This is a genomic window from Corallococcus exiguus, from assembly GCF_009909105.1.
Taxonomy (GTDB): domain Bacteria; phylum Myxococcota; class Myxococcia; order Myxococcales; family Myxococcaceae; genus Corallococcus; species Corallococcus exiguus.
In genome coordinates this window covers 459846-486656 of the sequence record NZ_JAAAPK010000009.1, presented here as the reverse complement: position 1 = coordinate 486656, position 26811 = coordinate 459846, and the positions used below count along the sequence as shown (strand labels likewise).

23 protein-coding genes and 1 tRNA gene are annotated in these 26811 nt (G+C 69.0%); 14 read left to right on the top strand and 10 right to left on the bottom strand.

Annotation, left to right across the window (positions count from 1 at the left end):
• Nucleotides 1–43: 43 nt before the first annotated feature.
• From GTZ93_RS30840 to GTZ93_RS30815, 6 genes are all read left to right on the top strand, one after another.
• Nucleotides 44–619: an RNA polymerase sigma factor gene (locus GTZ93_RS30840; RefSeq protein ID WP_120577089.1), complete on the top strand. Its 576-nt coding sequence runs from the start codon at nucleotides 44–46 to the stop codon at nucleotides 617–619.
• Between the two features lie 4 nt (nucleotides 620–623).
• On the top strand, nucleotides 624–1409 hold the full coding sequence (locus GTZ93_RS30835; RefSeq protein WP_139918207.1) for a hypothetical protein: 786 nt from the start codon (nucleotides 624–626) through the stop codon (nucleotides 1407–1409).
• Nucleotides 1406–3052, top strand: coding sequence for a caspase family protein (locus tag GTZ93_RS30830; RefSeq protein WP_139918209.1), 1647 nt, complete (start codon nucleotides 1406–1408; stop codon nucleotides 3050–3052). The genes GTZ93_RS30835 and GTZ93_RS30830 overlap by 4 nt, the downstream gene beginning before the upstream one ends.
• Nucleotides 3052–3720, top strand: a complete 669-nt coding sequence (locus GTZ93_RS30825) for a carboxypeptidase-like regulatory domain-containing protein (RefSeq protein ID WP_139918211.1) — start codon at nucleotides 3052–3054, stop codon at nucleotides 3718–3720. The genes GTZ93_RS30830 and GTZ93_RS30825 overlap by 1 nt, the downstream gene beginning before the upstream one ends.
• A 199-nt stretch (nucleotides 3721–3919) precedes the next feature.
• Complete coding sequence (locus tag GTZ93_RS30820; RefSeq protein WP_139918213.1) at nucleotides 3920–4417, top strand: hypothetical protein; 498 nt, start codon at nucleotides 3920–3922, stop codon at nucleotides 4415–4417.
• A 75-nt stretch (nucleotides 4418–4492) separates the two neighbouring features.
• Entirely contained in the window at nucleotides 4493–5419 is a 927-nt protein-coding gene (locus GTZ93_RS30815; protein WP_139918215.1) for a DUF4382 domain-containing protein, read from the top strand.
• Nucleotides 5420–5431: 12 nt separating this feature from the next.
• Here GTZ93_RS30815 and GTZ93_RS30810 read toward each other — a convergent pair whose 3' ends face one another.
• Nucleotides 5432–5977, bottom strand: coding sequence for a YceI family protein (locus GTZ93_RS30810; protein ID WP_139918216.1), 546 nt, complete (start codon nucleotides 5975–5977; stop codon nucleotides 5432–5434).
• A gap of 150 nt (nucleotides 5978–6127) precedes the next feature.
• Between GTZ93_RS30810 and GTZ93_RS30805 the strand changes: the two genes are divergently transcribed.
• Both GTZ93_RS30805 and GTZ93_RS30800 read left to right on the top strand, forming a co-directional pair.
• Nucleotides 6128–7033: a LysR family transcriptional regulator gene (locus GTZ93_RS30805; protein ID WP_121751618.1), complete on the top strand. Its 906-nt coding sequence runs from the start codon at nucleotides 6128–6130 to the stop codon at nucleotides 7031–7033.
• A 108-nt stretch (nucleotides 7034–7141) separates the two neighbouring features.
• Nucleotides 7142–7837 carry a pirin family protein gene (locus GTZ93_RS30800; RefSeq protein ID WP_120577082.1) on the top strand — a complete coding sequence of 232 codons (696 nt, stop codon included), beginning with the start codon at nucleotides 7142–7144 and terminating at the stop codon, nucleotides 7835–7837.
• 192 nt (nucleotides 7838–8029) lie between these two features.
• Here the strand turns inward: GTZ93_RS30800 and GTZ93_RS30795 are convergent, their stop codons facing one another.
• Complete coding sequence (locus GTZ93_RS30795; protein ID WP_139918217.1) at nucleotides 8030–8572, bottom strand: DUF2378 family protein; 543 nt, start codon at nucleotides 8570–8572, stop codon at nucleotides 8030–8032.
• A 791-nt stretch (nucleotides 8573–9363) separates the two neighbouring features.
• Here GTZ93_RS30795 and GTZ93_RS30790 point away from each other — a divergent pair.
• On the top strand, nucleotides 9364–13290 hold the full coding sequence (locus GTZ93_RS30790; protein WP_139918220.1) for a Dyp-type peroxidase: 3927 nt from the start codon (nucleotides 9364–9366) through the stop codon (nucleotides 13288–13290).
• A gap of 55 nt (nucleotides 13291–13345) precedes the next feature.
• Here GTZ93_RS30790 and GTZ93_RS30785 read toward each other — a convergent pair.
• From GTZ93_RS30785 to GTZ93_RS30760, 6 genes are all read right to left on the bottom strand, one after another.
• A tRNA-Leu gene (locus GTZ93_RS30785) sits at nucleotides 13346–13427 on the bottom strand.
• Nucleotides 13428–13512: 85 nt separating this feature from the next.
• Nucleotides 13513–13911 carry a preprotein translocase subunit SecG gene (gene secG, locus GTZ93_RS30780; protein ID WP_120577068.1) on the bottom strand — a complete coding sequence of 133 codons (399 nt, stop codon included), beginning with the start codon at nucleotides 13909–13911 and terminating at the stop codon, nucleotides 13513–13515.
• An 84-nt stretch (nucleotides 13912–13995) separates the two neighbouring features.
• Complete coding sequence (tpiA, locus tag GTZ93_RS30775; RefSeq protein WP_120568041.1) at nucleotides 13996–14757, bottom strand: triose-phosphate isomerase; 762 nt, start codon at nucleotides 14755–14757, stop codon at nucleotides 13996–13998.
• A gap of 36 nt (nucleotides 14758–14793) precedes the next feature.
• Nucleotides 14794–15987, bottom strand: a complete 1194-nt coding sequence (locus GTZ93_RS30770) for a phosphoglycerate kinase (protein ID WP_139918222.1) — start codon at nucleotides 15985–15987, stop codon at nucleotides 14794–14796.
• 55 nt (nucleotides 15988–16042) lie between these two features.
• On the bottom strand, nucleotides 16043–17056 hold the full coding sequence (gap, locus tag GTZ93_RS30765) for a type I glyceraldehyde-3-phosphate dehydrogenase (protein ID WP_120577065.1): 1014 nt from the start codon (nucleotides 17054–17056) through the stop codon (nucleotides 16043–16045).
• Between the two features lie 97 nt (nucleotides 17057–17153).
• A complete protein-coding gene (locus GTZ93_RS30760) occupies nucleotides 17154–20036 on the bottom strand; it encodes a golvesin C-terminal-like domain-containing protein (RefSeq protein ID WP_139918224.1) in 2883 nt (960 codons plus the stop codon).
• A gap of 80 nt (nucleotides 20037–20116) precedes the next feature.
• Between GTZ93_RS30760 and GTZ93_RS30755 the strand changes: the two genes are divergently transcribed.
• Complete coding sequence (locus GTZ93_RS30755) at nucleotides 20117–20761, top strand: diacylglycerol kinase family protein (RefSeq protein ID WP_126935113.1); 645 nt, start codon at nucleotides 20117–20119, stop codon at nucleotides 20759–20761.
• A 57-nt stretch (nucleotides 20762–20818) separates the two neighbouring features.
• Here GTZ93_RS30755 and GTZ93_RS30750 read toward each other — a convergent pair whose 3' ends face one another.
• A complete protein-coding gene (locus tag GTZ93_RS30750) occupies nucleotides 20819–21217 on the bottom strand; it encodes a YciI family protein (protein WP_233601653.1) in 399 nt (132 codons plus the stop codon).
• Nucleotides 21218–21411: 194 nt separating this feature from the next.
• Nucleotides 21412–21624, bottom strand: coding sequence for a hypothetical protein (locus GTZ93_RS30745; protein WP_167548470.1), 213 nt, complete (start codon nucleotides 21622–21624; stop codon nucleotides 21412–21414).
• Between the two features lie 321 nt (nucleotides 21625–21945).
• Between GTZ93_RS30745 and GTZ93_RS30740 the strand changes: the two genes are divergently transcribed.
• The 4 genes from GTZ93_RS30740 to GTZ93_RS30725 all read left to right on the top strand — a co-directional run bounded on the left by GTZ93_RS30740 (nucleotide 21946) and on the right by GTZ93_RS30725 (nucleotide 26808).
• On the top strand, nucleotides 21946–23541 hold the full coding sequence (locus GTZ93_RS30740; protein ID WP_139918697.1) for an NAD(P)/FAD-dependent oxidoreductase: 1596 nt from the start codon (nucleotides 21946–21948) through the stop codon (nucleotides 23539–23541).
• 48 nt (nucleotides 23542–23589) lie between these two features.
• Entirely contained in the window at nucleotides 23590–23964 is a 375-nt protein-coding gene (locus GTZ93_RS30735; protein WP_120578096.1) for a hypothetical protein, read from the top strand.
• A 127-nt stretch (nucleotides 23965–24091) separates the two neighbouring features.
• The gene (locus tag GTZ93_RS30730) at nucleotides 24092–25231 is read left to right on the top strand and encodes a class I SAM-dependent rRNA methyltransferase (RefSeq protein WP_120578095.1); all 1140 of its coding nucleotides are present in this window, start codon (nucleotides 24092–24094) and stop codon (nucleotides 25229–25231) included.
• Between the two features lie 56 nt (nucleotides 25232–25287).
• Nucleotides 25288–26808 carry an HD domain-containing protein gene (locus GTZ93_RS30725; protein ID WP_139918695.1) on the top strand — a complete coding sequence of 507 codons (1521 nt, stop codon included), beginning with the start codon at nucleotides 25288–25290 and terminating at the stop codon, nucleotides 26806–26808.
• The last annotated feature ends 3 nt before the right edge of the window (nucleotides 26809–26811 follow it).

Sequence of the window (26811 nt, the reverse complement as noted above, 5' to 3'; positions counted from 1 at the left end):
CGGGCCCGTGGCCGATTCGTCCTCCAGGAGGTCTTCCGAGCAGGTGGGTGAGACGGACGATGTCACGGACGCGGTTCGGCGCGCGACGAGGGGGGAGTCGTCCGCCTTCAGCGAGCTATACCGTCGCACCCGCCCCTTGGTGGCCCGGCTGGTCGCGGGTTTCGGCACATTGGATCCCGACGAGGCGGAAGACGTCCTACAGGAGTCCTACGTACGGGCGTTCCGGGGGTTGCCCCAGCTGAAGTCAGCGGGAGCCTTCACCCCGTGGTTGTTGACCATCGCGCGCAACCGGGCGCGCACGCGGCTGGAGCGCCGCAACCTGCTCCAGCGGATGGAGGACGAACTGGCGGACCCGACACCGGAGACGGTGCCAGCCCTGCCGCCCACGCTCCAGGTGGAGAGGGACATCGAGGTGGTGCGGCGGCTCATCGCGGAGCTGCCCGAAGGCGAGGAGAAGAAGACCGTGCAGCTCTTCTACATCGAGGGTCAGCTCTCCGCGCGGGAGATCGCCGAACAGCTCGGCGTGGGCAAGAGCACGGTCACCATGCGGCTGGAGCGATTTCGCGGGCGCATCAAGCGCGAGCTCCTCCAGCGGGTGCTCGCCGGACGGTGGGAATGAAGCGATGAGACACCTGGATGCCACCGCGATGGCCGAACTCGCCGGGCGCGACCCCGCCGCCGTCGCCTGGTTCCGCGAGCACCTGGCCTCGCCCTGCGAGGTCTGTGAGACGTTCCTCGCCACACACGCGGATCCGCTCGACGGGCAAGCGGACGCGCTGCTCCTCGCGCTAGCGCCCGAGAGGAAGACCGAAGCGGAAGTCGTCCCACTGCGGTCGCCGGCCCGCGCCCGCCGCTTCGCCCCGCCGCCAGGCCGGTACCTGGGATGGATGGCCGGCGCGATCGCGGCCTCCGTGCTGATGGTGGTGCTGGTGCCGCGGGTGAAAGGGCCCACGAAAGAGGCCACCGGGTGGACCGGTGTGAAGGGCCCGGGCCGCATCTCGCTGGAGCTGGCCGTGGTCGCGCGGAGCACCGACGGAGCCCTGCGCCGGCTGGACTCCGGCGCGGACGTCACCAGCGACGAGGTGCTGCTCCTGCGCTACCACGCCACGGAGTCCGGCACCGCGCTGCTCTACCAGCAGCGGGAGCAGCAGGCGCCAGAGCTGCTTGGCCGCTTCCACCTGGCGGCGGGAACGCACGACCTGGAGGGGCCTGATGGCCTCGCGGGCGTGAGCCTCGATTCGGACGAGGGCCGGCTGGCGCTGGCGCTGGTGGCCTTCGCTCCCGGTGAGCCCGCAACGGAGCAGGACGCACTCGCCGCGCTCGCCGCGGACGGAAGCCCGGATGCACGCCCGGGAACCGTGGTGAGGTTCGACGTGCGGGTCCAATCCGGTCAGACTCAGGCCCCGTGAGGCGCCTGTTCCCCCTGTTGCTCGTCCTCCTCTGCGCCTGCGCGGGCCCATCCGCCACGGCCGGAGACAAGGGCGGGCTCGTGCCGCTGCGGCTCGACGCCGCGGACCTGTCGCGCGCGTACACACCCCGGCGGCTCGCGCTGCTCGTGGGCGTGTCGTCCTTCGATGATCCGCAGTGGCGCGCCCTGCGATTCTCCTCCAAGGACGCCAGCGACCTGGCTGCGGCGCTGAAGGACCCCACGCGAGGCCACTTCGATCAGGTGCGCGTCCTCACGCGTCCGGAGGAGACGACCCGCGACGCCATCCTCGCGGCACTGCGCCAGCTGCGGCGTGAAGCCACCCGGCCCGACGACGTGGTGATGGTGTACCTGTCCGCGCACGGCACGCTCGCGCGCGACGGTCGTGGAGAGCTCACGCGGTACCTCGTCACACGAGACGCGTCCTACCGAGCCATCCCGCAGACGGCGCTCTCCATGGACGCGCTGAAGGCGGAGTTCGAACAGCTGCCCAGCCGGCGGCGGCTGTTGGTGCTGGCCACCTGCCACAGCGGCAGCGGCAAGTCGCTGCTGCCCCGCGAGTTGGAGGTGGAGCTCGCGGGCATCAAGTCCGGCTTCTACGCGCGCCCCCTGGAGGAGTCGTCCCGGGCCTCCATGGTGTTCGCCGCCAGCGACTGGGGCGAGACAGCGCGCGAGGACGAAGGCCTGCGCAACGACATCTACACGTACTTCCTCATCGAGGGCCTGGGCGGAGCAGCGGACCGCAACGCGGACGGCGCCGTCACCGCCACGGAGGCACACGACTATTCGCGCCGCCGCACCTTCGCCTTCACGGAAGGCCGCCAGCGGCCGTCCGCCGAAATCATGGAGGTGGGCGCGGATCCGGTCATCCTCGCCGGCCGCATCGACCGCACGGGCCAGCCGGAGCTCTTCTCCTACAACCCACGCCTGGACGGCTTCCTGCTCAAGGTGGACGGCGAGCCGCGCCTGGAACTGCCAGGAGGGGCCGCGGTGGGCCCGGGCCGGCGCACGGTGGAGCTCACCAAGGGAGACGCCGTGCTCGTGCGGCGCGAAGTGGACGTGGCCCGAGGCGAGCGCCTGCCGCTGGAGCGACTGCTGTCGGACGCCATCCCGCGCCGCGCGTTGTCGCTCGTGGGCGGGATGATGTCCTTCGCGGACGGCAGGAGCCGGCGCGAGCTGTTGCCCGCCGCGCCCCAGGTGGGCGTGGTGCTGCGGCTGGAGGACCTGCCGCTCCAGAATCTGGGCCTGATGGTGGACATGGGTCTGGGACGCGGGCGCGAGAAGCTCCAGGTGGCGCCCGGCAGCGAGGTGCCCTTCGGCTACACCACGCTCACGCTGGGCGCGGCGGTGCCGTACCTGTGGCGATGGGAGCGATTGACGCTGTTCGCGGGTCCACGTGTGGCCGCGCTGTACCTGGGCAGGTCTTTCGACGTGGAGGCCTATTCGGGAGGCCAGCGCTACTTCACCGTCAGCCCCGGTGTGGTGGGCGGACTGGCGTGGCGCCTGGGGGAGCGATTGGAGCTCACCGCCCAGGGCCACGGGATGCTGACGTACGTGGTGGTGGACGGACAGGGACAGGCCGTGGGCTTCATCGGCGGAAACGCCGGCGTGGGATACCGCTTCTGATGCGCCTCCAATCCTTGTTCCTGACGCTGTCGTCGCTCGGCCTCCTGGGCGCGTGCGGAAGCCTGGACAACGAGCCCTTCCGCGCGGGCACCGTGCGAGGCCGGCTCACGGAGTTCGACCCCGCCGTCGCGCTGGTGTCCGTGGTGGGCGCGCCCGGCGTGCGCAGCGGAGTGGACACGCAAGGCCGCTTCACGCTGGAGGACGTGCCCGCGGGCCCGGCGGAGCTCTTCGTCGTGGCCACCGGGGAACTGGCCGCGCGAGTGCCGCTCACCGTGCAGGGAGGCCAGTCCGTGGACATCGCGGACGTCTCGCCGCGCACCGCCGGCACCTTCTTCGTGAAGTTCCATGTCCGGGGCATTCGGAAGCTGACGGATGCGAAGGCCATCGTGGACGGCACGCCCATCGAAGCCTCCGGGCTCGACGACAAGGCACCCCACCGTCTGGGGCCGCTGCCAGAAGGTTGTTACGGCGTGAGCGTCTCCGCGCCCGGCTTCGCCTCCACGTCCGTCCAGGACTGCGTGGACGCGGGCAAGCAGACGATGCTGAACGTGGAACTCATCCCCGAGGGCTCCTCGGGCGAGGAGCGCTGTGCATTCGCGGGCTGTGCCGATGACAGCCATGCCGCGATGGATGGCCGCGACGTCGAAAACTCCGACGAAAGCCATTGAAAGACATCGCCAGGCCGCGACCTCTTCCGCCGTGAATCAAGCTTTCCATAAAGCCACACATATCCAGACCGCGCGTCGCCTCGCACTTCGCCGCCCGTCTGGAGTTGTGGCCACCCCGCGATTCTCCGGGTCTTTCTGACAACGAGGCACTCCGCTCCCCGAGCGGCCCCCCACCGCCTCGTTTCACAGGAGGATGACCATGCGTATCCCGACCGCTCGCTCTTCCGCGGCATGGATGGTGTTGTGCGCGACGATGCTGTCCCTGGGCTGCGGAGGCCCCACGGAGGCGGAGGATCCGTCGCTCGTCTCGGGCGATGACAACCTGGGCGGCGCCGCCGGAGAAGCGCCCGCCGCGGATGGCGGCACCGCGCCCGGAGGCAACACGGGAATCACCATCTGCCACATTCCGCCCGGCAACCCCGCCAACGCGCACACCATCACGGTGGGCGTGCCCGCGGTGGCCGCGCACCTGCGCCACGGCGACACGGTGGGCGCCTGCGACGACGAAGGCGAACCGCCCACGGACGGTGGCACCAGCGAGCCCGACGCGGGCACGACCGACGGCGGCTCGGGCGGCGGCATCGACGCCGGTCCCCAGTGCATCCCCGAAGGCGGCGAGTGCTCCACCGAAGGCGACGAGACCTGCTGCAATTCGCTGTCGTGCCAGGAAGGCGGGTGCTGGCCGGTCATCGGCTGACACAGCGCCGTGGCCGGTCCGGACGCGGGAGGGTCTCCTCCCGCGTCCATTCCTGATTCCAACAAAGGCTTACCAATGAAGACCCTACGACACCTGACCTCCACCCTCATGATGGCCACGGGACTCTTGTTCCTCGCGGCCTGCGGCGACGGCAAGGCCCACGTCACCCTGAAGCTGACCGACGCTCCGGGCGACGGCATCGAGAAGGCCGTGGTGACCATTTCGAAGGTCTACCTGAAGGGCAGCGTGGAAGGAGAAGACGGCAAGGGCGACGTGGTGCTCCTGAGCGAGCCCGTCACCACCGACCTGCTCACGCTGGCCAACGACACCGCGGACCTGGTGAAGGACGCGGAGGTGCCGGCGGGCACGTACAAGGAGCTGCGCTTCGTCATCACCGGCGGCTACATCCAGGTGAAGCAGGACGGCACCAGCCGCATCTTCGCCACCTCCGCCAACTACGAGGGCCTGCCCGAAGGGGCCCAGGTGGACGGAGACCTGCAGATGCCGAGCGCCAGCAGCTCCGGCCTCAAGGTGAAGTTCGACAAGGACGCGGACGTCACCATCACCAGCGATGACGACCAGAAGGTCATCCTGGTGGACTTCGACGTGGCGCAGAGCTTCGGCAAGGAGGCCGGCAACTCCGGCAAGTGGGTCATGCGGCCCGTCATCAAGGGCGCGGACATGGAGTTCTCCGGCAACGTGGAGGTGACGCTGGAGGCGGGCAGCGTGTCCCTGCCCCTGGGCCCCACGCAGCTGGCCAGCTTCTCCGCGGTGCTCATCAACGCCGACGGCAGCCGCGAGACGCTGTCCTTCAGCGCCAGCACGGCCACCCGCTACGTGGCGGACTTCAAGTACCTGCTGCCCGGCACCTACCAGGTGGACCTGGTGGCGCCCGCGGGCGTGTCCTTCACCACGGACATCACGCGCCCGGCGACCGCGACGGTCAGCTCGGGCGCGGAGTCCGACGTGCACTTCGTCCTGACGTCCTTCGACGTCGAGTAGTCACTTCGGGGTTCAGGCCGCCTTCTCGCCCTGCGCCTGGGCGGCCTGGACCTCGAGGGCGATTTCAATCTTCTCGCCCACCAGCACGCCGCCCGCTTCCAGGGCCTGGTTCCACGTCAGGCCGAAGTCACTGCGGTTGATGGTCGTCTTCGCCTCGAACGCGGCCTTGGTGTTGCCCCACGGGTCCTTGGCGATGCCCAGCTGCTCGGTCTCCAGGACGACCTCGCGGCTGATGCCGCGGATGGAGAGCTGACCCGTCACCTTCAGGTGCTTGCCGGAGGGCTCCACCTTCGTGCTCTGGAAGGTGATGGCCGGGAACTTCTCCACGTCGAAGAAGTCCGGCGAGCGCAGGTGGTTGTCGCGCTGGTCAACGCCGGTGCTGATGCTCGCCGACTCGATGGAGACGGAGACCGCCGAGGCCGCCGGGTTCGCGTCATCCAGAGTGATGGTGCCGCCGAACTTCGTGAAGCTGCCGCGAACCTTCGCGACGACCATGTGGCGGACGCTGAAGTGGATGCCCGTGTGCGTGGTGTCGATGTTCCAGGAGGTGGTGGCCATGGTCGTCTTCCTTGTCGTGTGCGCCGCGGCAGCGGCGGTGTGTTTCAACGAGGCGTAAGGTAGCGGCCCCCCACGTTCCCGATTAGACGGGACGGACAGGATGCACTGTTCCACGGCTGGAACAGTCCTGCGCCTGCACGAGGAAGGGCCATGGACCTCAACGAACTCCTCATCTTCGCCCGGGTGGTCCAGGCGGGCAGCTTCACGGCGGCGGCGAAGGCGCTGCGCATGCCCAAGTCCACCGTGAGCCGCAAGGTGTCCGAGCTGGAGGAGCGAGTAGGCGCGCAGCTGCTTCAGCGCACCACGCGCACGCTGCACCTGACGGAGGTGGGCCGCGCGTACTACGCGCACTGCGAGCGCATCGTCGCGGAAGCGGAGGCCGCGGAGCTGGCGGTGACACGCCTGCAAGCAGGGCCATACGGCCTGCTGCGCGTGACAACACCCCTGTCCGTCCATTTCCTCGCGCCACTGGTAGCGCGCTTCATGGAGAAGTACCCGGACGTGCAGGTGGAGCTGCTCTGCACGGACCGGGCGGTGGACCTGTTGGAGGAGGGCTTCGACCTGGCGGTGCGCGCCGGCCGGCTGCCGGACTCGTCGTTGATGGCACGGCGGCTGGGGGACATCGAGTGGCTCGTGGTGGCTTCGCCCGGCTATCTCCAGGCGCGGGGCGCACCGAAGGCGCCAGCGGACCTGGCGAAGCACGACTGCCTCTTCTTCGGCAAGTCAGTGCAGGGAAACGTCTGGACGCTGCACGCGGGCGGGCGCTCCGTCGAAGTGAAGGTCTCCGGGCGGCTGGTGGTGAACGAGCCGGACATGCTGCGCGCGGTGACGTCATTGGGCGCCGGGGTGGCGCTCATCCCGGGCCAGCAATGCATCGAGGACCTGGCGTCCGGGCGGCTCCAGCGCGTGCTGCCAGACTGGAGCTCCACGGGCGCGCCGGTGCACGCCGTCTACCCGCCCACGCGCCACCACGTGCCCAAGGTGATGGCCTTCGTGGAGGTGCTGCGCGAGCACTGGCCCCATAACCAGGAAGCCTTCAAGCGGGCGAAGCGCTGAGACAGTGCCGGCGTTTCGTTCCGCGGATGGAACGATGTGTCCCGAGGTTCGTGTCTGGCCAGGTGGCTTTCGGAAGCGCATGTTGTGTCTCGAAAGGAAGCACACACCATGATGAACGTTCGCCCTTCCGAAGCACGCGGTCACGCCAACCACGGCTGGCTGGATTCGCATCACACCTTCTCGTTCGCGAGCTACTTCGACCCCGAGAACATGGGCTTCCGCTCCCTGCGCGTCATCAACGAGGACCGCGTGCAGTCTGGCGAGGGCTTCGACACGCACCCGCACCGGGACATGGAGATCATCACCTACCCGCTGAGCGGCGCCATCGCGCACCGTGACAGCACGGGAGGCCAGGGGCTCCTGCGCGCCGGAGAGGTGCAGCGCATGACGGCCGGCACGGGCGTGATGCACAGCGAGATGAACGGCTCCAACGAGGACGTCCACTTCCTGCAGATCTGGATCATCCCAGAGAAGAAGGGCCTGAAGCCGGAGTATGAGCAGAAGTTCTTCCCGGAGAAGGACCGGCAGGGACGCTGGCGCGTGGTGGCCAGCCCGGACGCCCGAGACGGCAGCCTCACGGTGCACCAGGACGTGCTGCTCAGCAGCACGCTGCTGAGCCCGGGAGAGAAGGCGGAGTACACGCTGCCCAAGGGGCGCCACGCCTGGGTGCAGATCGCCAGGGGCACGGGCACGCTCAACGGAGTGGCCCTGAAGGCCGGTGACGGAGTCGCCGTGTCCGACGAGTCGAGCCTCGTGCTCACCGCCTCCGAGCCGCTGGAGGCCCTGCTGTTCGACCTGGCCTGATGCGCCGGCCACGAAGAAGGCCCCCGGATCCACGAGTGGATCCGGGGGCCTTGTCGTTTCTGGGGGCTTACGGAGTGAACGAAGTGGTGTTGGGAACGGGAGGGATGCCCCTCAATCGTGTGACGATAGACAACCGGCTCGGCCATGAATCCGTCCGAAAGCCGGTTCCAGGGAGTTCCCTGGGTTCAAGCCTCAGCCGCCCCACCGGATGCGGTAGGAGCAGGCGTGGCCATCGAAGTCGAAGGGCTCGACGCGCAGGTTCTTGGCGCCGGCCTTGGCCAGCCCCGCTTCGATGAGACCGCGCAGGTAGCCCGGGTTCCCGTTGCACTCGTTGACGCGGATGATGTGGTGCCCGGGGCCCTGGGTGAGCAGCTCCGACCGCATGTAGTTGTTGACGGTGGAGAAGCTCTCCTGGATGCGAACCACGACGCGCTCGGGCCCGAAGATGGGCCACATGGACACGAGCGACTTGCCGAGCACGGTCTGCTCCATCCCCTGGATGATGCCGATGCCCAGGCGCCGGTAGCCCTCGCCTACGTCGAGTTGGGGGTACAGGTGTTCGACGGTGACGCGAATGGCCTCCGCGAAGGTCTTCCGAGGGGTGTGGTGCGGAGACTGAGCATCTAGGTCCAGGCCCACGTCCTTCAGCTTCGTTCGGAGCTCCGGAGTGAGCCGGTCACCAATGGAGCGGAACACCCCCTCCACCGTGTGGCGATAGACGATCTCTTCTTCCACGAAACACCCCGGCCCAGCCCGGCGGTCCCATTCCGCCGTGTCGCAAAGCAGCGTAACCGATCCCCCCCACGAATCCGAAGCCCCCCAGGGCTACGACCTGGGTCTGAGACGTCCCACCGATGTTTCAAGGCTTGCCATGCTATTTCATAATGCTTGTGTTGCATGATTTATATGACTCGGCCGGGTCCAATCGACCTCGGCGCTCCCCGCCGCGGAGACACTGACGAGGCAACGGGGCCGCAAGACTCCACGAGAGTGTGGGCACAGTCGTTCCCCACCGTGTCGTGGCTTACGCTGCGCCACTGGTGGGCGAACGCGTCCTCGTCCGCGATCAACCCGGAGGGTCAGTCATGCAAGACAATAACTACCAGGAACGACCTCGACCCTCCGGGGCGCCCGGCAAGCCAGGATACCGCACGCCAATAAAACACATTCACCAGACAAACATACCTGGCAACAGTGACATGCAGCCCCAGATGTCTGCATTTCACCGAGGGCGCCATGGTGGCCAGATCCGAGCCACCCATTGCCGCCTCCTGGCGCACGGACGGCCATGGACCGGCGCCACCGCCGACGGTTCACCGTGGAAGTGCCTGACTACAGCGCCCCTGGTGTTCGTGGACACTCCCAGGGTCAATGGGAACCGCATTGGTCTGAATGGACTAGCGGGTTTCCCTGACATCGACCTTCGACCCGCCGTGGCATGACAGGAATTGACGACATTTGATAGACCCTCCCGCCCGGGGGCATGGACAGACAGTCCTTCCTTCGCCCGACCATGGAGACGTCGAATGCGTACGCCGTCAGCCCTTGCATCCGAGCACCATTCCGCGAAGTCGTTGTCCACGCAGCAGGGAAACCAGCTCAGCCATGAACTCTGGTCGCTGGTCCAGCGAGGCCTGGTCTACCCTTCTCCCTACGCCGTGTTCGCGACGTTCTGGCGCACGCCGGACGGGACCGGCGAGCCGCTGACCCGGGCGCTCCTCCAGAAGCTGATGCGGGACGTGCGCGAGGAGATCCACACCCACTACGGGAGCGCCAACACCACGGCCATTGTCGGCGTGGGCTTCCGGCTCTGGCAGGAGTGGTGCTCCGAGGACGGGACCGACCTTCCTGAAGGCATGAAGCTGGCCTTCCCGGAGGAGTCCTCGCCGGACTGGCGCTCCAACGTGTTCTCCCGCTCGAACGGGACGTTCGTCGACTCGCAAGGTGACCTGTGGTTCCACATCAAGTCCGACGAGGAGTCCCACTGCGACGCGGTCTTCGAGTTCATCCGCGCTCGGCTGCAGGACCAAGCGCGCTGCGTGCGCTCCGCACCCCATGACCACCAGAAGGCGGCCACCAAGTCCACGCGCCCCGACAAGCGCGGCGGCAAGGTGCTGGGCTGCCGCTTCGCGGAGAACCTCAACAACCCTTCCGATCCGGTCTCCATCCAGGAGCAGACCCTGGTCGGGTTCGAGGACCCCGCGCACCTGGGCGCCTCGTTCGTGGTCGCGCAGCGCTTCGAGATCAACTGGGAGCACCTGCTGGACATGAGCCCCCAGCAGGTAGAGGACCTGGTGGGGCGCACCACCGAGGACATCCTCATCCCCAGCCAGGACCAGCGCAGCCACATCAAGAGCGCCCGCGTGCAGGACGCCCAGGGCAACACGCTGCAGGTGCTCCGGCTGGGATTGCCCTTCGGGCAGGCGAACACGGTGCACAACACGGAGCTGCGCGCCAAGGGGGCCAGCCTCCGGGACGAGGCGGGCATCTACTTCGCGGGCTATGCCCGGAGCGTACGTGCGCTCGAAACCGTCATGAACCAGCAGATTGGCGACCAGCGCGGCTTCATGCGTGACCGGCTGCTCTCCGAGGTCCGCTCCAACCTGGGTGGCTTCTATTACATCCCCAGCCAGGCGGACCTGGGGCTGGAGCCGGTGAAGCTCCAGAGCGCGGAGCAGCAGGACTGGAAGCGCTTCCCCGGCGTGGACTGGAGCCGGTTGGATCGGCACTTCGACGTGTCCTCGTCGAACGGGTACATGCATTACAACCACAAGAACTACCTGTTCCAGATGGCGACGATGTCCGGGGACAAGCGCCGGACGCACCAACCCCCGTCCAACCGGGTGCTGCAATTGCTGTCAGACGCCTTCTCCCGTTGGCAGGACAACTGGTACGTCAACCGGTCGCAGCAGGAACTGGAGCACCTGTGCGCCTACGTGGCGCGCCAGTACGGCCCCGCGAAGGCCCGGGAGGTGATGGGGCTCTCCGTGGTGGAACGCATGGGGTGGGCCATCAAGGTCAGCCTGGGCCAGGTCTTCGCCAGCGACGCCTATGGCTTCCGGGGCCGCCGTCAGGACGCGCAGGGCAACTGGTACAACGGCGCGGACACCTACCGCATCCACCCGGTGGAGCTCATCGTCGGGGCCCTGCCCAATCTGGGGCTCGGCCAGGGGCGGTATGTCATTGATTACGCGCGCAAGGACGAGGAGCTGGGCAACTTCTTCGCGGGGCTGAGCTCCGCGTCGGGCGTGGGCCACCTGGTGCCCGGCTTCCAGCGCGCCCTGGACCGGGGCCTGGGCGGGTTGATGGCGGACGTCCAGGCCCGGCACGACGCGACCCAGGATGAAGGCAAGCGCCAGTTCTACCGGGGCGTCGTGCTGTCCCTGGAGGGCGTGCGCGACAGCTGCCTGGCCTACGCGGCGCTCGCGGGAAAGATGGCCTCGGAGCTGCCCCTGGGGCAGCACGCCGAGCGCGACAACCTGCTGAAGATCCAGGAGCGGATGCAGCGGCTGGCCACGGAGCGGCCCCAGACGATGCTTGAGGCCACCCAGCTGCTCTTCACGCTGCACGCGGGCCTGCACCTGATTGGCGAGCCCACGGCGGTGGGCCGGTTGGATCAGATGCTCTTCCCCTTCTACGAGCGAGACGTGGCGGCGGGCGTGCTGGACGACTCACAGGCGCAGGAGATCATCGACTGCTTCTGGGTGAAGCTGGGTGAGAAGGTCCTGCTCAACCGCCAGTTCGTGGAGGACCACCAGCCCTTCGGCAACCTCGCCATGGGCGGGATGAGCGGCAACTATCCGCAGGGCGCCGCGAACAACCAGTGGATCCAGCAGGTGACGGTGGGCGGGACGGTCGCGGACGAGACGCCCGGAGAGGGTCGGCCCGCGTACAACCGCGTCACCCTGCTCTGCCTGCGCGCGGCCCGGCGGCTGCCGCTCAACGCGCCGTGCCTGTCATTGCGCGTGCGCAAGGACATCCCGCCCGAATACCTGCACGAGGCAGCGCTGGCGATCCTCAGCGGCGGAGCGCACCCGATTCTTCTCAGCGACGAGAAGATCATCCCCGGGATGCTGCACAGCGGTGACGGCGTGGGCCAGGGCACGCAGCCCACCGCGGCCACACCGGTGGCCCAGAAGGCCGGCAGCGCGTGGAGCAGCGAGGTGGTGCTCCAGGCGGCGCGCGACTACGCCTGTGACGGCTGCTACGAGCCGCAGATCGTGGGCCAGAACTGGTTCACGCTGGGAGGCATGACGGCCCTGTCGCCGCTGGAGGCCGCGCTCAACCAGGGCAAGAGCTGGAGCACGGCTGGCCCCATGTACTTCCGGGGCCAGCGTGTGTCCTTCACGTCGCCTCCGCCCTCGGCCATCCAGTCGTTCGAGCAGCTCCAGGACCTGTTCTTCCAGCACCTGAGCTGGATGTACGCGAAGCAGGCGGACGGACTGGTGGGCGTCTTCGGCTCCATGAGCGCCGTGTGCCCGTCGCCGTTGCTGTCGGTGTTCGTGGACGACTGCATCGACAAGGGGCTGGACCTCTACGGGGGGGGTGCCCGCTACAACATGGTGGCCCCGTGCATCACGGCCCTCTCCACGGTCATCAACTCGCTGTACGCCATCCGGAAGATGGTGTTCGAGCAGGACACGGCGGTGACGTCCCTGCCGGAACTCGTGGAGGCGCTGCTGTGCGACTGGGGCCACAAGATGGACGAGCCCTTCATCAGCACCTTCGCGGGCCCCGCGCGCATCGAGGCGAAGGCGCAGCGCTTCCGGGACCTGCGCCAGGTGGCGCTCGCCCAGCCCCGCTACGGCCGCGGAGACGAAGAGGTGGATCGCTTCGCCAACGCCTTCATCCAGCGCGTGGCGGAGACGGTGGTGCGCGTCTTCACGGAGCCCGCCGAGCCCACCGCCCAGAAGATGGTGGACCTGGCGAAGAAGTTCGGGACGCCGGAGAAGCCGTTCGGCGGGTTCCAGATCCAACCGGGCGCGGGCACCTTCGAGAACTACTTGGAGTTCGGCGCGACCTGCGGCGCCTCCGCGGATGGACGGCGGCTCGGGGAGACGCTGGCCTCGGACCTGAGCCCGTCGCCGAGCATCGCGGATCAGCCGGTAGATCATCAGGAGGAAGGCTTCGTGCGAGCGCTGTCTGGCTACACCGGCGCGGGAGCCGAGGGCTTCACGAGCGGAGCGCCCACGGACTTCAACATCCGCGAGGACTTCCCCGTGGGCTCGCTGGAGCGCGTGCTGCACGCGTTCGCCCAGGGCCAGGGCTCGAACATCCTGACCATCACCTGCGCCAACCCTGAGACCTTCGCGCACGCGTCGAAGGACCCGGAGAAGTACGACGTGCTCCGGGTGCGCATGGGCGGCTGGTCGGAGTTCTTCGTCTCCATGTTCCCGGGGCACCAGGAACAGCACCAGCGCCGGCCAATCAGCACGCCTGACGTCGAGCGCTGAGCCCAGAAACGACAAAAGCCCCCGAGTCTTTCGACTCGGAGGCTCTTGTTCGGAGTGCCCAGGGCGGGATTCGAACCCGCACACCTTTCGGCGCCACCCCCTCAAGATGGTGTGTCTACCAGTTCCACCACCTGGGCGTTTCGGCGGGGTCCATCTACCGGACCCCGTGGATTCACGCAACAACCAATTCAACGGTCGCGTGAATCCGATGCTTCCTGACGACTACGGCGCGGGCGTCGTCGGCGCGGGAGCCTGCTGGCCCTCCGCCGGCGGCGTCGCGGAACGCTCCTGCTCCACCGCTCCCGGAGCAGCAGGAGCCGGCGTCGTGGCTCCCGGGGTCGCCGGGGCCGTCTTCGCCGGCGGCGTCGCCACCGAACCCGCGGCCACCGAACCGCGCAGGCCCACGAACGACAGGCCCAGCGAGGTCAGGAAGAACAAGCCGGCGCAGACGCCCGTCAGCTTGCTCAAGAAGGTCACCGCGCCGCGCCCACCGAAGGCGCTCGTCGCGGCGCCGCCACCGAGGGCGGAACCCATGCCGGCGTCCTTCCCCGGCTGCAACAAGATGACGAAGATCATGAACACGCAGAGCAGGACGTGCACGATCGTGAAGAAGGTCAGCATGGGTGGTCCAAACGCTCCGTGAAAAGAGGGCGCAACCTACACAAAGTGGTCAACGGGTGACAACTTCTAACGGGGATACCGGCTTCAGCCAGCCGCCTTCACGATGGCCACGAAGTCCGCCGCCTTGAGGCTCGCTCCCCCCACGAGCGCCCCGTCCACGTCCGGCTGCCCCAGCAATTCCGCCGCGTTGTCCGGCTTCACGCTGCCGCCGTACTGGATGCGGACCCGCTCGGCCGTCCCCTCGTCGTACATCCGGGTCAGCAGGCCCCGGATGGCCGCGTGGACCTCCTGCGCCTGCGCCGTCGTCGCCGTCCGGCCCGTCCCAATCGCCCACACCGGCTCGTACGCCATCACGAACGTCGCCACGTCCGCCCCGGAGAAGCCCTCCAGCGCGCCCCGCACCTGGCGCTCCACCACCGTGAGCGTCTGGTTCGACTCGCGCTCGGCCAGCGTCTCGCCCACGCAGACGATGGGCGTCATCCCGGCGGCCTTCACCGCCTTCGCCCGTTTGTTCACCGTGGCGTCCGTCTCACCGAAGAACTGCCGGCGCTCCGAGTGCCCCACGATGACGTAGGCACACCCCAGCTCCGCCAGCATCGGCGCGCTGATTTCACCCGTGAAGGCGCCCGAGGACTCCCAGTGACAGTTCTGCGCCGCCAGCTGCAGGGGGGCCCCCTCCAGCGCGACGTGCAGGGGCTGCAACGCGACGAACGGGGGCGCGATGGCCACCTCCACCTTGTCGCCCATTGCCGCCACCGCGCCGCGAAGCTCCCGCACCAGCGCGAGCGCTTCCGGCACCGTCTTGTTCATCTTCCAGTTGCCAGCGACGATCTTCCGACGAGCCATCGAGGTGTCTCCCCCGGTGCGTACCGCGTGGGTGCCCTACTTCGTCTCCAGCGCCTTGATGCCAGGCAGCGGCTGGCCCTCCAGGAACTCCAGCGACGCGCCACCACCCGTGGACACGTGGCTCATCTTGTCCGCGTAGCCCATCTGCTCCACCGCCGCCGCGCTGTCGCCGCCGCCAATCACCGTGACGGCGTCCTTGTTGATGGACATCGCCGCCGCCACCGAGCGCGTGCCTTCCGCGAACTTGTCGACCTCGAAGCGGCCCATGGGCCCGTTCCAGATCACCGTCTTCGCGTCGCGGATGCGCTGCGTGTACATCGCGCGCGTCTTGGGACCGATGTCCAGGCCCATCATGTCCGCCGGCACCACCTGATCCGGCGTCTCCTTCACCGGGCCCTTGCCGTCGATGTCCGCGCAGACGATGTGGTCGATGGGCAGCACCAGCGGCGTCTTCAGGCGCTTGGCCGTGTCCAGCAGCTTCGCCGCCAGCGCCAGCTTGTCGCCCTCCTCCACCCGGCTCTTGCCCACTTCGATGCCCTGCGCCTTCAGGAAGGTGTACGCCATGGCGCCACCCACGAGCAGCGCGTCCACCTTGGGCAGCAGGCTCTCGATGACCTTGATCTTGTCGCTCACCTTGGAGCCGCCCAGGATGGCCACGAAGGGCTTCTGCGGATTGCGCAGCACCTTGTCGCCCAGGTACTCGATCTCCTTGCGCATCAGGAGGCCGGCGGCCTTCTCCTTCACGAAGGGCACCATGCCGGCCGTGGACGCGTGCGCGCGGTGCGCCGTGCCGAACGCGTCGTTGACGTAGACGTCCGCCAGCGCCGCCAGTTCGCGCGAGAAGGCCTCGTCGTTCGCCTCCTCCTCCTTGTGGAAGCGCAGGTTCTCCAAGAGGAGCACCTGCCCCGCCTTCAGGTCATTCACCTGCTTCTTCACGTTGTCACCCACGCAGTCGTCCGCGTGGATGACCTCGTGCTTGCCGCCCAGTAGCTCCGCCAGCTTCTCCGCGACGAGCACGGTGGACAGCTTGGGGTCCGCCCCCTTGGGCCGACCGAGGTGGGACGCCAGGATGACCTTGCCGCCCATCTCCAGCGCGCGCCGGATGGTGGGGAGCGCTTCACGGATGCGGGTGTCGTCGGTGATGCGGCGCCCCTCCAGCGGGACGTTGAAGTCCACGCGGATGAAGACGCGCTTGCCGGTCAACTGCAGGTCATCGATGTAGCGGATCATCTTGGGTGTCCCTTGTGCCTGTCTCGGTCAGCCTGGGGTGCCGGTGCGGCGCGACTTACGCCACGCCCTTGGACACGAGGAACTTCGCCGTGTCGACCATGCGGTTGGAGAAGCCCCACTCGTTGTCGTACCAGGCCATGACCTTGACCATGTTGTCGCCCATCACGAAGCAGTTGGTCGCGTCGAAGATGGCCGAGTGCGGGTTGCCGTTGTAGTCCACCGACACCGTCTGCGCGTCGCTGAACTCCAGCACGCCCTTGAGCGCGCCGTTGGCGGCGGCCTTCATCGCGGCGATGACCTCTTCGGCCGTGACCTTCTTGGTGGTGTTCACCGTCAGGTCCACCAGGGACACGTTCGGGGTGGGGACGCGGACGGAGATGCCGTGCATCTTGCCCTTGAGCGACGGGATGACCTCACCGATGGCCTTCGCGGCGCCGGTGCTGGTGGGGATCATGGAGAGCGCGGCGGCGCGGGCGCGGCGCATGTCCTCGTGGGTGAGGTCCAGGATGCGCTGGTCGTTGGTGTAGCTGTGCACCGTCGTCATCAGGCCCTTCTCGATGCCGAAGTTGTCCACCAGCACCTTGGCGATGGGCGCCAGGCAGTTGGTGGTGCACGAGGCGTTGGACACGATGTGGTGCTTCGCCGGGTCGTACTCGTTCTGGTTGATGCCGTACGCGATGGTCAGGTCCGGGCCCTTGGCCGGCGCGGAGATGATGACCTTCTTGGCGCCCGCGGCCAGGTGCTTGGCGGCGGCGTCACGGGCCGTGAAGCGGCCGGTGCACTCCATCACCACGTCCACGTTCATGTTCTTCCAGGGCAGCGCGGAGGGGTCCTTCTCCGCGGTGACGGCGATCTCCTTGCCGTTCACCACGATGCCCTTGTCGGTGTGGGACACCTCGCCCGGCCACGTGCGGTGCACGGAGTCGTACTTGAACAGGTGGGCCAGCGCCGACGGCTTGTCGAGGTCGTTGATGGCGACGATCTCGAGGTCTTCCTTGCGGCTGAGCGCGGCGCGCAGGATGCAGCGACCGATACGACCGAAGCCGTTGATGGCGAGCTTGATGGCCATGGTGTTTTCCGTCTCCTTGCAGGAGTGGGCCTTCGCGGCCCACCGTCATGAATCTCGTAAAGAAGGCGGGCGACCGTAGGCAGGCGCCCCCGCCGAGTCAACGCTTCGCGTGGGCCGCTTTCGCGCGTGCACGCCGGAGCTGAACAATCACCCCGACCAACAGCCAGAGCCCGGAGGCCGTTCCCGCTCCGGCCCCGCATCCGCAGCCGCTGTCCCCCTTGGGGGAATAGTCATTGGGGAGCGCCGGAATGACCGTGGGTTGCGGCTCCGGGTCCACCGGGCCCGGGTCCACCGGCGGATGCGGATCCACCTCCCGCACCGCCACGCAGGACGACAGCGGCCGGGGGCTGACCGCGGGCGTCACGTCCGCGTCGGGCAGGGCCGGCGCCTGGGTGACGAGTCCTGAACGTACCAGGAACGCGCCCACCAGCCGCGACCGCTCACGATTGGACGCAAGGCCCTCGAACGGGAAGCCCAGCACCAGCACCTGGCCCGCGGGCGCCGTGCCCGCGGAGAGCACGCCCGCGCCCAGCGACGTGCCGGTGTAGCGAAGCACGTCCGCGCCGCCGCCCGTCGGGGCCAGCACGTCCGTCGCCCCCACCGGATAGGCGCCGAGCGTCCCATCCGCCAGCGGCGTGGCCGCCAGGTCCGCGAGGAGCCCGCCCGCCGAGCCCTGCACCCGGGCCACCGGCGCCCCCGCCGCGATGGACGCCCGGAGGATGTCCGTGAGGAACAGCTTGTCGTCCGCGCTACCGGCCGCGAGCGTGGACACCGTGCGTCCGCCCGACAGCATCAGGTGGCCGCCGCCGGTGACGAACGCGCGCAGGGCGTCCTGCTCCGTCCGCGTCAGGCCCGCGCCCCCCACACCTCCGCGCCCGGTGGACCAGTCCACCAGCCGGTAGCCCGTGGGCGACACCAGCCCCGCCGCCACCGCGTTGCCCGTCGCGCTGTCGAACGCCACCGCCGACTGCGCGAACGCCGCGCCGTGCTGGCGCAGGTAGCTGCCGTCGTTCATCGCCTCCAGGAAGACGCGCAGCGGGGCCTCCAGGTCGTACGGCGTCTCCAGCTCCTCGCCGCACGCCACCGTCCGGTCCAGGCGCTCGTACGCGTTGACCATCAGCACCGGTGCCGTGTCCCCCACCCGCACGCCCACCGTGGCGGACGGGAAGGACTCGCCGCCCGCGTTCACCGCCGCCACGCGGAAGTAGCGCAGCGTGCCGGGCGACAGCGTGACGGTGGCCGACGTGTTCTGGATCTCCGTGCCCTCGTCCCAGCCGAAGCCGTCCGCGCTCTGATAGAGCCGGTAGCCCGTGGGGGCGTCGCGTCCTTCTTCCGACGCGACCTGCGGAGGCGCGGTCCATTTCACCTCCACCGCGCCGGGCGTCGCGTTGCGCGCCACCACCGCTCCCGGCGTCTCCGGCGGCAGGTGCACCGCCGCACCGTCGCGGGTCGCGAAGTACTTGATGAGTCCCTGGGTGATGGCGCGCGCGGCCACGTGGCGGACGCGCGCCTCCTTGAGGTTCGCCGCGTCCGTCGTGTTGTCGTGGTACGCCATCTCCAGGAGCACGCTGGGCATCTCCGGGTTGTGCGAGGGGTTCACCTCGCCCAGGTTCGCCGAGCGCAGGCTGCGCACCCGCCAGTTCGGATCCACCTCGCGCTTGAGGTCCGTTTCAATCTGGGACAAGAGTGCGCGCCCCAGCACGTCGCCGCCCTTCACGCCGGTGAAGTTGAGCGTGCCGTCCACCGGGTTCGGTCCGTAGACGTAGGCCTCCGTCCCCCGAATCGTGCCGGACGTACCCGCGTTGGTGTGCCACGCGACGTAGACGGCGTCCTCGCCCTCCTCATGCAGCCACGCTGCGAAGCGCGGCCGGGACGTCACGTCCGCGTTGCGCTCGTTGGACAGCGCGTTGGCCCCCGACGGCGCGTACACGCTGAACGGTGCTCCGCTGTACTGCACGTGGTAGCGCCCGCTCTCCTCGAAGCGCGGACGCAAGAGCGGCCCCTGCGCCGCGTCGCCCATCAGGCCGCGTCCACCGCCCAGCCGCACCGCGTCCACGGACAGCGTCGCGCCCGCCCCCTGCGCCGAGTCGTTCTCCAGCACCACCGCGCCGGACTCCGGATGCGAGCCCGCATTGAAGTAGAAGCGCCCCAGCAGCACCCACGTTCCGCCGTGGCGCTGCTGGTTCACGCGGAAGTGACTCTCCCCTCCCGCGTGCTTCACCACGTAGTGCGCGTCCGTCGCGCGCGTGGGGTCGGAGCCGTAGGAGACGTAGACGTTGTAGGACGCGTCCGCCTGCACGTCCGGCGTCCACGTCGCCTTCGCGGTGGAGGTGGCCGCCGTGTCCAGCGTGCGCGTGGTGCCCAGCGTGAAGGGCTCCACCCCATTGCCCATGGGCACGGGCGGAGGCGCCCAGCCCTTCTGCGTGGAGGCGTGGAAGCGCGCGGCGTCTCCGTCCTCCACGTAGCCCGTGCCGCCGTTGTCCACGGTGGCGATGAGCGGGTTCAGGTCCGTCTCACGCACGGACACCACCGTGGCGCCCGCCGCCATCAGCATGGGCTGCAGCTCCTGCGACACCACCTCCACGGAGATGAAGTCCTCCACCACGCCCCAGGTGTTGGGCCGCTGCGTCGCCCAGCGCTTCAACCCGTTGTCGCGATAGAAGCCGTGGCCCGGGCTCAGGTAGATGACCTTGCCGGACAGCGCGCCCTCGCCTCGCCGCGTCTGCGGTACGCCCGCGGTCTTCACGTTGGACTTCGCGGCTCGCGTCTCACGGCGCACCACGGCGGGCGCGTCCGGCGACAGGCGGCGCTGCTCGTGCGCCCGGGGCGCCGGAGCTGGCAGGTATTGAACACCCGGCGGCTCCAACCCCAGGTCGTCGCCTTCAAAAGCTTCAGGAGTGCCCTGCGCATGAGCGAGGACGGAGGTGCACAGCAGGGTCAGCGCCAGCGAGCGCGACCAGGACGGAAGGAACGTTCGCATCACGCGACCGACCTTACCCCTTCACTCCCCCGCTTCAATCGGACCCGTGGGTGCTAGCCTGCCCACCCCTTCACCTTCCGATGACCGTTCCTGTAACCCCCCGTCCCCAGTTTCCCTCCCGCCGCAGCAACGGCCTGTTCGCCTCGTTCGGACATGCGTGGGCAGGGCTCATCCACACCGTGGCCTGGCAGCGAAACATGCGCATCCACCTCATCTCCGGCGTGCTGGTGGGGCTGGTGGGCAGCGGCATCCCGCTGGGACTCGCGGAGAAGGTCACGCTCATCTTCTGCGTGCTGCTCATCTTCTTCGCGGAGATCCTCAACAGCGCGCTGGAGCAGCTGGTGGACCTGGCCGTGCAGCAGTTCGACGAGAAGGCCCGGCTCACCAAGGACGCGGCGGCCGCGGGCGTGCTCGTGCTCGCGGGCGGCACGGTGGTCATCTTCGCCGCCATCCTGATCAACTACTGGGAGACCGTGCGCACCAACACCGACGCCATCTTCCGGCAGGTCGCGCTGGGCGTGCCGCTGGCCGCGTGCGCCACGGTGCTCGTGCTGCCTCAGCCGAGGCCCGCCGCCGTGGACGCGCTCGCGTTCCTGCTGTCCCTGGGGCTGCTCGCGCTGACGGCGCCCACGTCCGCGAGCCTCGTCTTCACCGCGCTCACCGCCGCGCTGCTGGTCATCGCCGCCGCCGCCGCCCGCGAGCGCCGTCGCCACCCCCAGCATTGAAGGCCCGAGGACTACACGGCGCGTCGCTCGGCCACGAAAAAACGGCGGCCGCCGGTCTCAGGCGACGCCGAGCTTCTCGCGCGTCTGGGCATCGGTCGACAGGGCCTCGGCCATGTCCTCTGCCTCGAAGAACGGCCGGATTTCGATCACGTTCCGACCCGACATGGGGTTGGGGCAGCGCTTCGCCCAGGCCACGGCCTCGTCCATGTCCTTGACCTTCCAGATGGAGAAGCCGGCGATCAGCTCGCGCGTCTCGGTGAACGGCCCGTCCATGACCGTGCGGCCGGGACCCTCGCAGGCGATGCGCTTGGCTTCGGAGGAGGGCTTGAGGCCGGCGCCAGCCACCAGGATGCCGGCCTTGACCAGCTCCTCGGTGTACCGCTCCATCGCCTCGAATGCCTCGGGCGTGGGGGGCACGGCGTTTTCGCTGTCCTCATTGGCGATCATGAACACCATCACCCGCATCGTCTGTCCCCTGGTTTGAGCCGGCCCTGAATGGCGTCTCACCACGGCGACGAACAGGCGTGTCGGAGATCGACAGCGTTCTTGCGAATCTTTGTGGAGCCCCCCGTCACCTCGCGGGTGGGGCGCCCGGAACCAGTCCGGAGCCCGCTCACCCGCGGAGGGTTGATGCGCTGGATTCTAACGGGCTACACGCGCTGCTGAAAGCCTGCCCCGGAGTCGGGGGCTGGCGTCGACTGGGCGGCGGCGACCGCCTTGTCGCCTTCCTTCAGGTCGGTCGTCACGAGCTCCAGGAGTTCCGTCGCGATGCCGATGACCTGGTGCGGCGTGTAACCGCTTGCGCGCAGTTGGTTGAAGAACGTGCGCGCGAGGATGCGGGTGCCCTTCTGGTCGGTGCTCACGGGAATTGCCTCCGGAATCGGCGCCACATGTCCGGCGCCGCAACTGCGTGGGAGTCCGGTCTTCAACCTCCGTGCCAGCCGTTCTCTTCCAAACGGATTCTCCAGCAGTCCTCGGGGGTTGAAGCCCGGAAGTGGACGGCACGGAACGTGGAAGGTGCGAAGGGGGTTACGCACCCGGACGTCCGCTCTGCCTGGAACGGCGTTGCCGGGTGCATCAGCGGGTACGCACCCACCCCACGGGCCATCTTGTCTTTTCAAGTGCTTGCATTCCCTCCGGGGGGTGGAGCACATACGCGCCCACCACCGAGGAGTCAGAACACAATGGCGTACCGGGTGAACAACATCGGGCTGTGGCTGGACGAGCCGGAGGAGCTGCTCGGCCAGCGCGCCGCCGAGAAGCTGGGGGTCACCCGGAGCGACCTCGCCTCCGTGCGGGTGGTGCGCTCGGTGCTGGATGCGCGCAAGAAGGGCAGCCCGCGTTACATCTACACACTGGAGGTGGAGCTGGCCCCGGGCGGCAAGGCGCCGCGGTTGCCCCCGGACGTGAGCGAGGCCCCGCCCCCGCCGGAAACGCCAGCGCGCGTGAAGGAGCCGGAGAAGCTGCCGCTCATCATCGGCACCGGACCCGCGGGGTTGTTCTGCGCGCTGGGCCTCTTGGAGCGCGGCGTGCGCAGCATCCTGCTGGAGCGCGGCAAGGAAGTGGTGACGCGCCGCAAGGACGTGGCGAAGCTCATGCGCGACGGGTCGCTCGACCGCGAGAGCAACATGAACTTCGGCGAGGGCGGCGCGGGCGCGTACACGGACGGCAAGCTGTCCACGCGCATCAACCACCCCATGGTGCGCAAGGTCATTGAAGCCTTCGCGAAGTACGGCGCGCCGGATCAAATCCTCATCGAGGGCAAGCCGCACATCGGCTCCGACCTGCTGCCCGGCGCGGTGGCGAAGCTGCGCGACGAGCTCATCGCGGGCGGCTGCCAGGTGCACTTCGAGCAGCGCGTGGATGACCTGCTCTACCGCGACGGCCGCATCGCGGGCGTGAAGATGGCGGACGGGCGCACGCTGGAGAGCGACCGCGTCATCCTGGCGCCGGGCAACTCCGCGCGCGAACTGTACGAGCGCTTCGCCGCCGACGGCCGCGTGAGCGTGGAGGCCAAGCCCTTCGCGCTGGGCTTCCGAGCGGAGCACCCGCAGTTGTTGATCAACGGCATCCAGTACGGCTCCGCCGCGAAGCACTCCAAGCTGCCGCCCGCGGACTACAAGCTGGCGGAGAACCTGGACGTGGACGGCGAGGTGCGCGGCGTCTACTCGTTCTGCATGTGCCCCGGCGGCATTGTCGTGCCCACGCCCACGGAAGAAGGGCTGCAGTGCACCAACGGCATGAGCAACTCGCGGCGCAACGCGAAGTTCGCCAACGCGGGCATTGTCGTGTCCGTGTCCGTCGCGGACTTCGCGCGCGAGGGCTTCCACGGGCCGCTCGCGGGCCTGGAGTTCCAGCGGCACTGGGAGAGCGAAGCCTACAAGCTGGGCGGAGGCCGCTTCTTCGCGCCCGCGCAGACGATTCCCGACTACCTGGCCGGCCGCGTGAAGAAGGACCCGGGCGACACCAGCTACCGCCCGGGCCTGGCGCACACGGACCTGAACAAGCTCTTCCCGGAGCGGCTGACGCAGTCGCTCAAGGCGGCGCTGCGCACGTTCGACCGGAAGATGAAGGGCTTCATCAGCGACGAGGGGAAGCTCATCGGCATCGAGAGCCGGACGTCCTCCCCCGTGCGCATCACCCGGGGGGACGACCTGCAGTCGGTGTCCATGCGCGGCCTGTACCCCGTCGGTGAAGGCTGCGGCTACGCGGGCGGTATCGTGTCCTCCGCCATTGATGGACTGCGCGCCGCTGAGCAGATTGCCACCGAGCTGGCTTGAGGTTCCCGCCCCCTTCCGGGCAGGGTAGGCCGGGAGGGAGGAAGACCCATGGCGTACCGCGTGCGCACTCCGGATGGTGAGCTGATGTTCCCTTCGCTGGGCGACATCGAGCGCGCCTATGTGCAGGGCCTGGTGGACCCGGACGACGAGGTGCGCGAGGACGGCGCGGAGAAGTGGCGCAAGGCGTCCTCGCTGCCCGTCCTGGCCCGGGCGAAGAAGCCCCATGGCCAGGACATGTCCAAGCGCGCCCAGACGCTCACGGTGGTGGGCGCGGTGGCGGCGGGGGTGCTCGCGCTCGTGCTGCTCTTCACCGGCACGAACTGGAATGTCCGGATGATGGGCATTGCCCTGGCCCTGGTGGTCAGCGGAATGCTCACCCGGGTGTCCTTCAAGGCATACAAGCGGCCTCCGCCCGTCCTCTAGCGAAGCTTACTCCCCTGCCCTCCGGGGCAGCGGCACGGCCCTCGCCGCCAGCAGGCCCCACACGGCCCATGTTTGATGGAAGGCACCCCGCGGGGCGCCTTCCATCGCGCTGGAGGAGGACCGCACCTTGCTCAGCACCTACCTGTCCCGAGAAGCCGCCCGCAAGCTGCGCCATGGCGCCCCCTGGCTGCGCCGCGAGGACATCGTCTCCATGGAGGGCGAGCCGCAGCCCGGCACGCCCATGCAGCTGAAGGACGAGGACGGGCATGTCCTGGGGCTGGGAGACGTGGACCTCCAGGCCTCGTACGCCGTGCGCCGCCTGGGCCTGCCGGACGAGTCCGTGGAGGGCCTCATCCCCCGCCACGTGCGCCACGCCTTCGAGCGGCGCGGCCGGCTGGTGGATGATCCGCGCTTCTGCCGCATCGTCAACGACGACGGGGACGGCCTGCCGGGCCTCATCGTGGACCGGTATGATCAGCACTTCGTCGTCCAGACACTCACCCGCTCCATGGACGCGCGGCAGGAGGAAATCACCCGCACGCTGGGAGAGGTGACGGGGGCGGCCTCCGTGCTGCTGCGCAACGACACGCTCCGGCGAAAGGCGCTGGGTCTGCCAGCGCAGCGCCCGCACGTGATGTACGGCACGCCGCCGCGCTGGTGCCGCCTGCTGGAGATGGGCGCGCGCTTCACCGTGGACCTCACCTACGGCCGGGGCACGGGCTACGGGTACGACCACCGCGAGCTGCGCCGCTTCCTGAGCCGCACCGGCAACGGGGACCGGGTGCTGGACGTGGCGTGCAACGTGGGCGGCCTCTTCGTCCACGCGGGGCGACATGGGGCGAAGCAGATTCTGGCCTTCGACGGCAACGCGGACGCGGCGGACCTGGCGCGGGAGAACGCGGAGGCCAACGGGCTGCTCGGCCGGGTGACGGTGGAACAGGGCGAGCCGCTGGCCGTGCTCCGGGCCCTCAAGGACACCTTCGACCTGGTGCTGCTCGACACGCTGGGGGTGGCGTCCGAGGAGGACTTCATCGAACAGGTGCGGCTGGCCCTGCGGCGCACCCGCCATGGGGGACGGTTGCTCGTGGTCGGTTATCACCCACCGCTGGCGCTGGGCTCATTCACGGAGTGCGTGGCCACGGCCTGCGAGCAGGAGGCGCGCATCGCATTCCGGCTGGTACGGATGGGATTGCCGCCGGACCACCCGGCGCCGGTCGGCTCCCCAGGGGCCGAGTACCTGGAGGCGGTGGCGCTCGAGGTGAGCTGAAGCCGGTGCTGTTTCGCCCTCGACGGGCCCTCCTCGGTGTTAGTGTCCGCGCCGCGATGACAACCGAAAACGAATCCCAGGCCGCGACCTCTTCCACCCCGGAGGCTTCCGTCGAGACCGTCCGCAAGGTGTACGCGGCGGACCTGCGCGAGAAGGACCGGGTCAACACCGTCTTCCGCGTCACCAAGAAGGAGAAGGTGAACGCGCGCAGCGGCAAGGTGTTCCTGTCGCTGTCCCTGGCCGACAAGAGCGGCACGGTGGACGCGCGCGTGTTCGACAAGGTGGACGCGCTCGAGCCCGCCTTCCAGAGCGGTGACTTCGTCCTCGTGCAGGGCAGCGTCATCGTCTTCCACGGCCGCACCCAGGTCGTCGTGGAGGCCGTGGAGCGCCTGGATCCGGAGCCGCTCGACCCCAAGGAGTTCGAGCCGCCCCCCGCCCCGCCCGCCGAGGCGAAGGCCGAGTCCAAGTCCGGCGACGCGAAGTCTGGCGACGCGAAGTCCGAGTCCAAGACTGGCGACGCGAAGTCCGAGTCCAAGTCCGGCGACGCGAAGCAGGCTGAAGGCAAGGCCGAGCGCCACGAGGGTGGCGGCGGTGGCCCGCGCGCGGTGGGGCAGATCCGTGAGCTCATCACCGAGCGCGTCAACGACCCGTTCGTGAAGCAGCTGCTGCTGGCGTTCCTGGACGACGCGCAGGTGTCCGCGGCGCTGCCGGTGGCCTCCGCGGCCAAGGGCGTGCACCACGCGTGGCGCGGCGGGCTGGCCGAGCACGTCCTGTCGGTGATGCGCCTGACGCTGCGCGTGTCGGACCACTACCCCATGGCGGACCGCGACCTGCTCCTGGCCGGCGCGTTCCTGCACGACGTGATGAAGGGCGGCGACGGGGCGTCCGACAAGGGCTTCGACACCTCCGACGAGGGCCGGCTGGTGGGCCACGCGGTGCTGGCCGCGCAGAAGATCCGCGAGAAGACCCTGGGCATCCCGGGCTTCCCGCCGCTCCTGGAGCAGCACCTGACGCACCTGGCGATCTCCCAGGGGACGTCCGGCGCGAAGGTGCCGGTGACGCTGGAGGCGCAGATCGTCGACACGCTCAGCTCGCTCGACGCGCGCATCTCCTCGTGGGTGGAGGCCATGCAGCGCGACCCGAACGAGCGCTGGACGGACCACCTGCGCGCGTACGACCGCTCCCTCTGGAAGGGCTTCGTGCCCACCGGCCGCGGCCGGGCTCCGGTGGAGGGCGGCCGCCGCAAGCACCGCGAGGAGAAGCGCAAGGCGCGCGCCGACAAGGGCCCGCCGTCCCAGGCTGGCGAGGGCACTGCCGCCCCCGCATCCCAGGAGGCCCGTCTGGAGCGTCCGCCGCGGCCTCCGCGCGAGCCCCGCGCCGAGCGTCCGCCGCGTGAGGACCGTCCTCCGCGCGAGGACCGTCCTCCCCGCGAGCCCCGCGCCGAGCGTCCGCCGCGCGAGGACCGTCCTCCCCGCGACCCCAAGAGCCTGCCCGGCGAGCTGACCTTCAAGCCGTTCAGCGCGCTGGCGCCGCCCCCGAAGTCCGGTGGTGAGGGTGGTGGCTCCTCGGAGGGCTGAAGT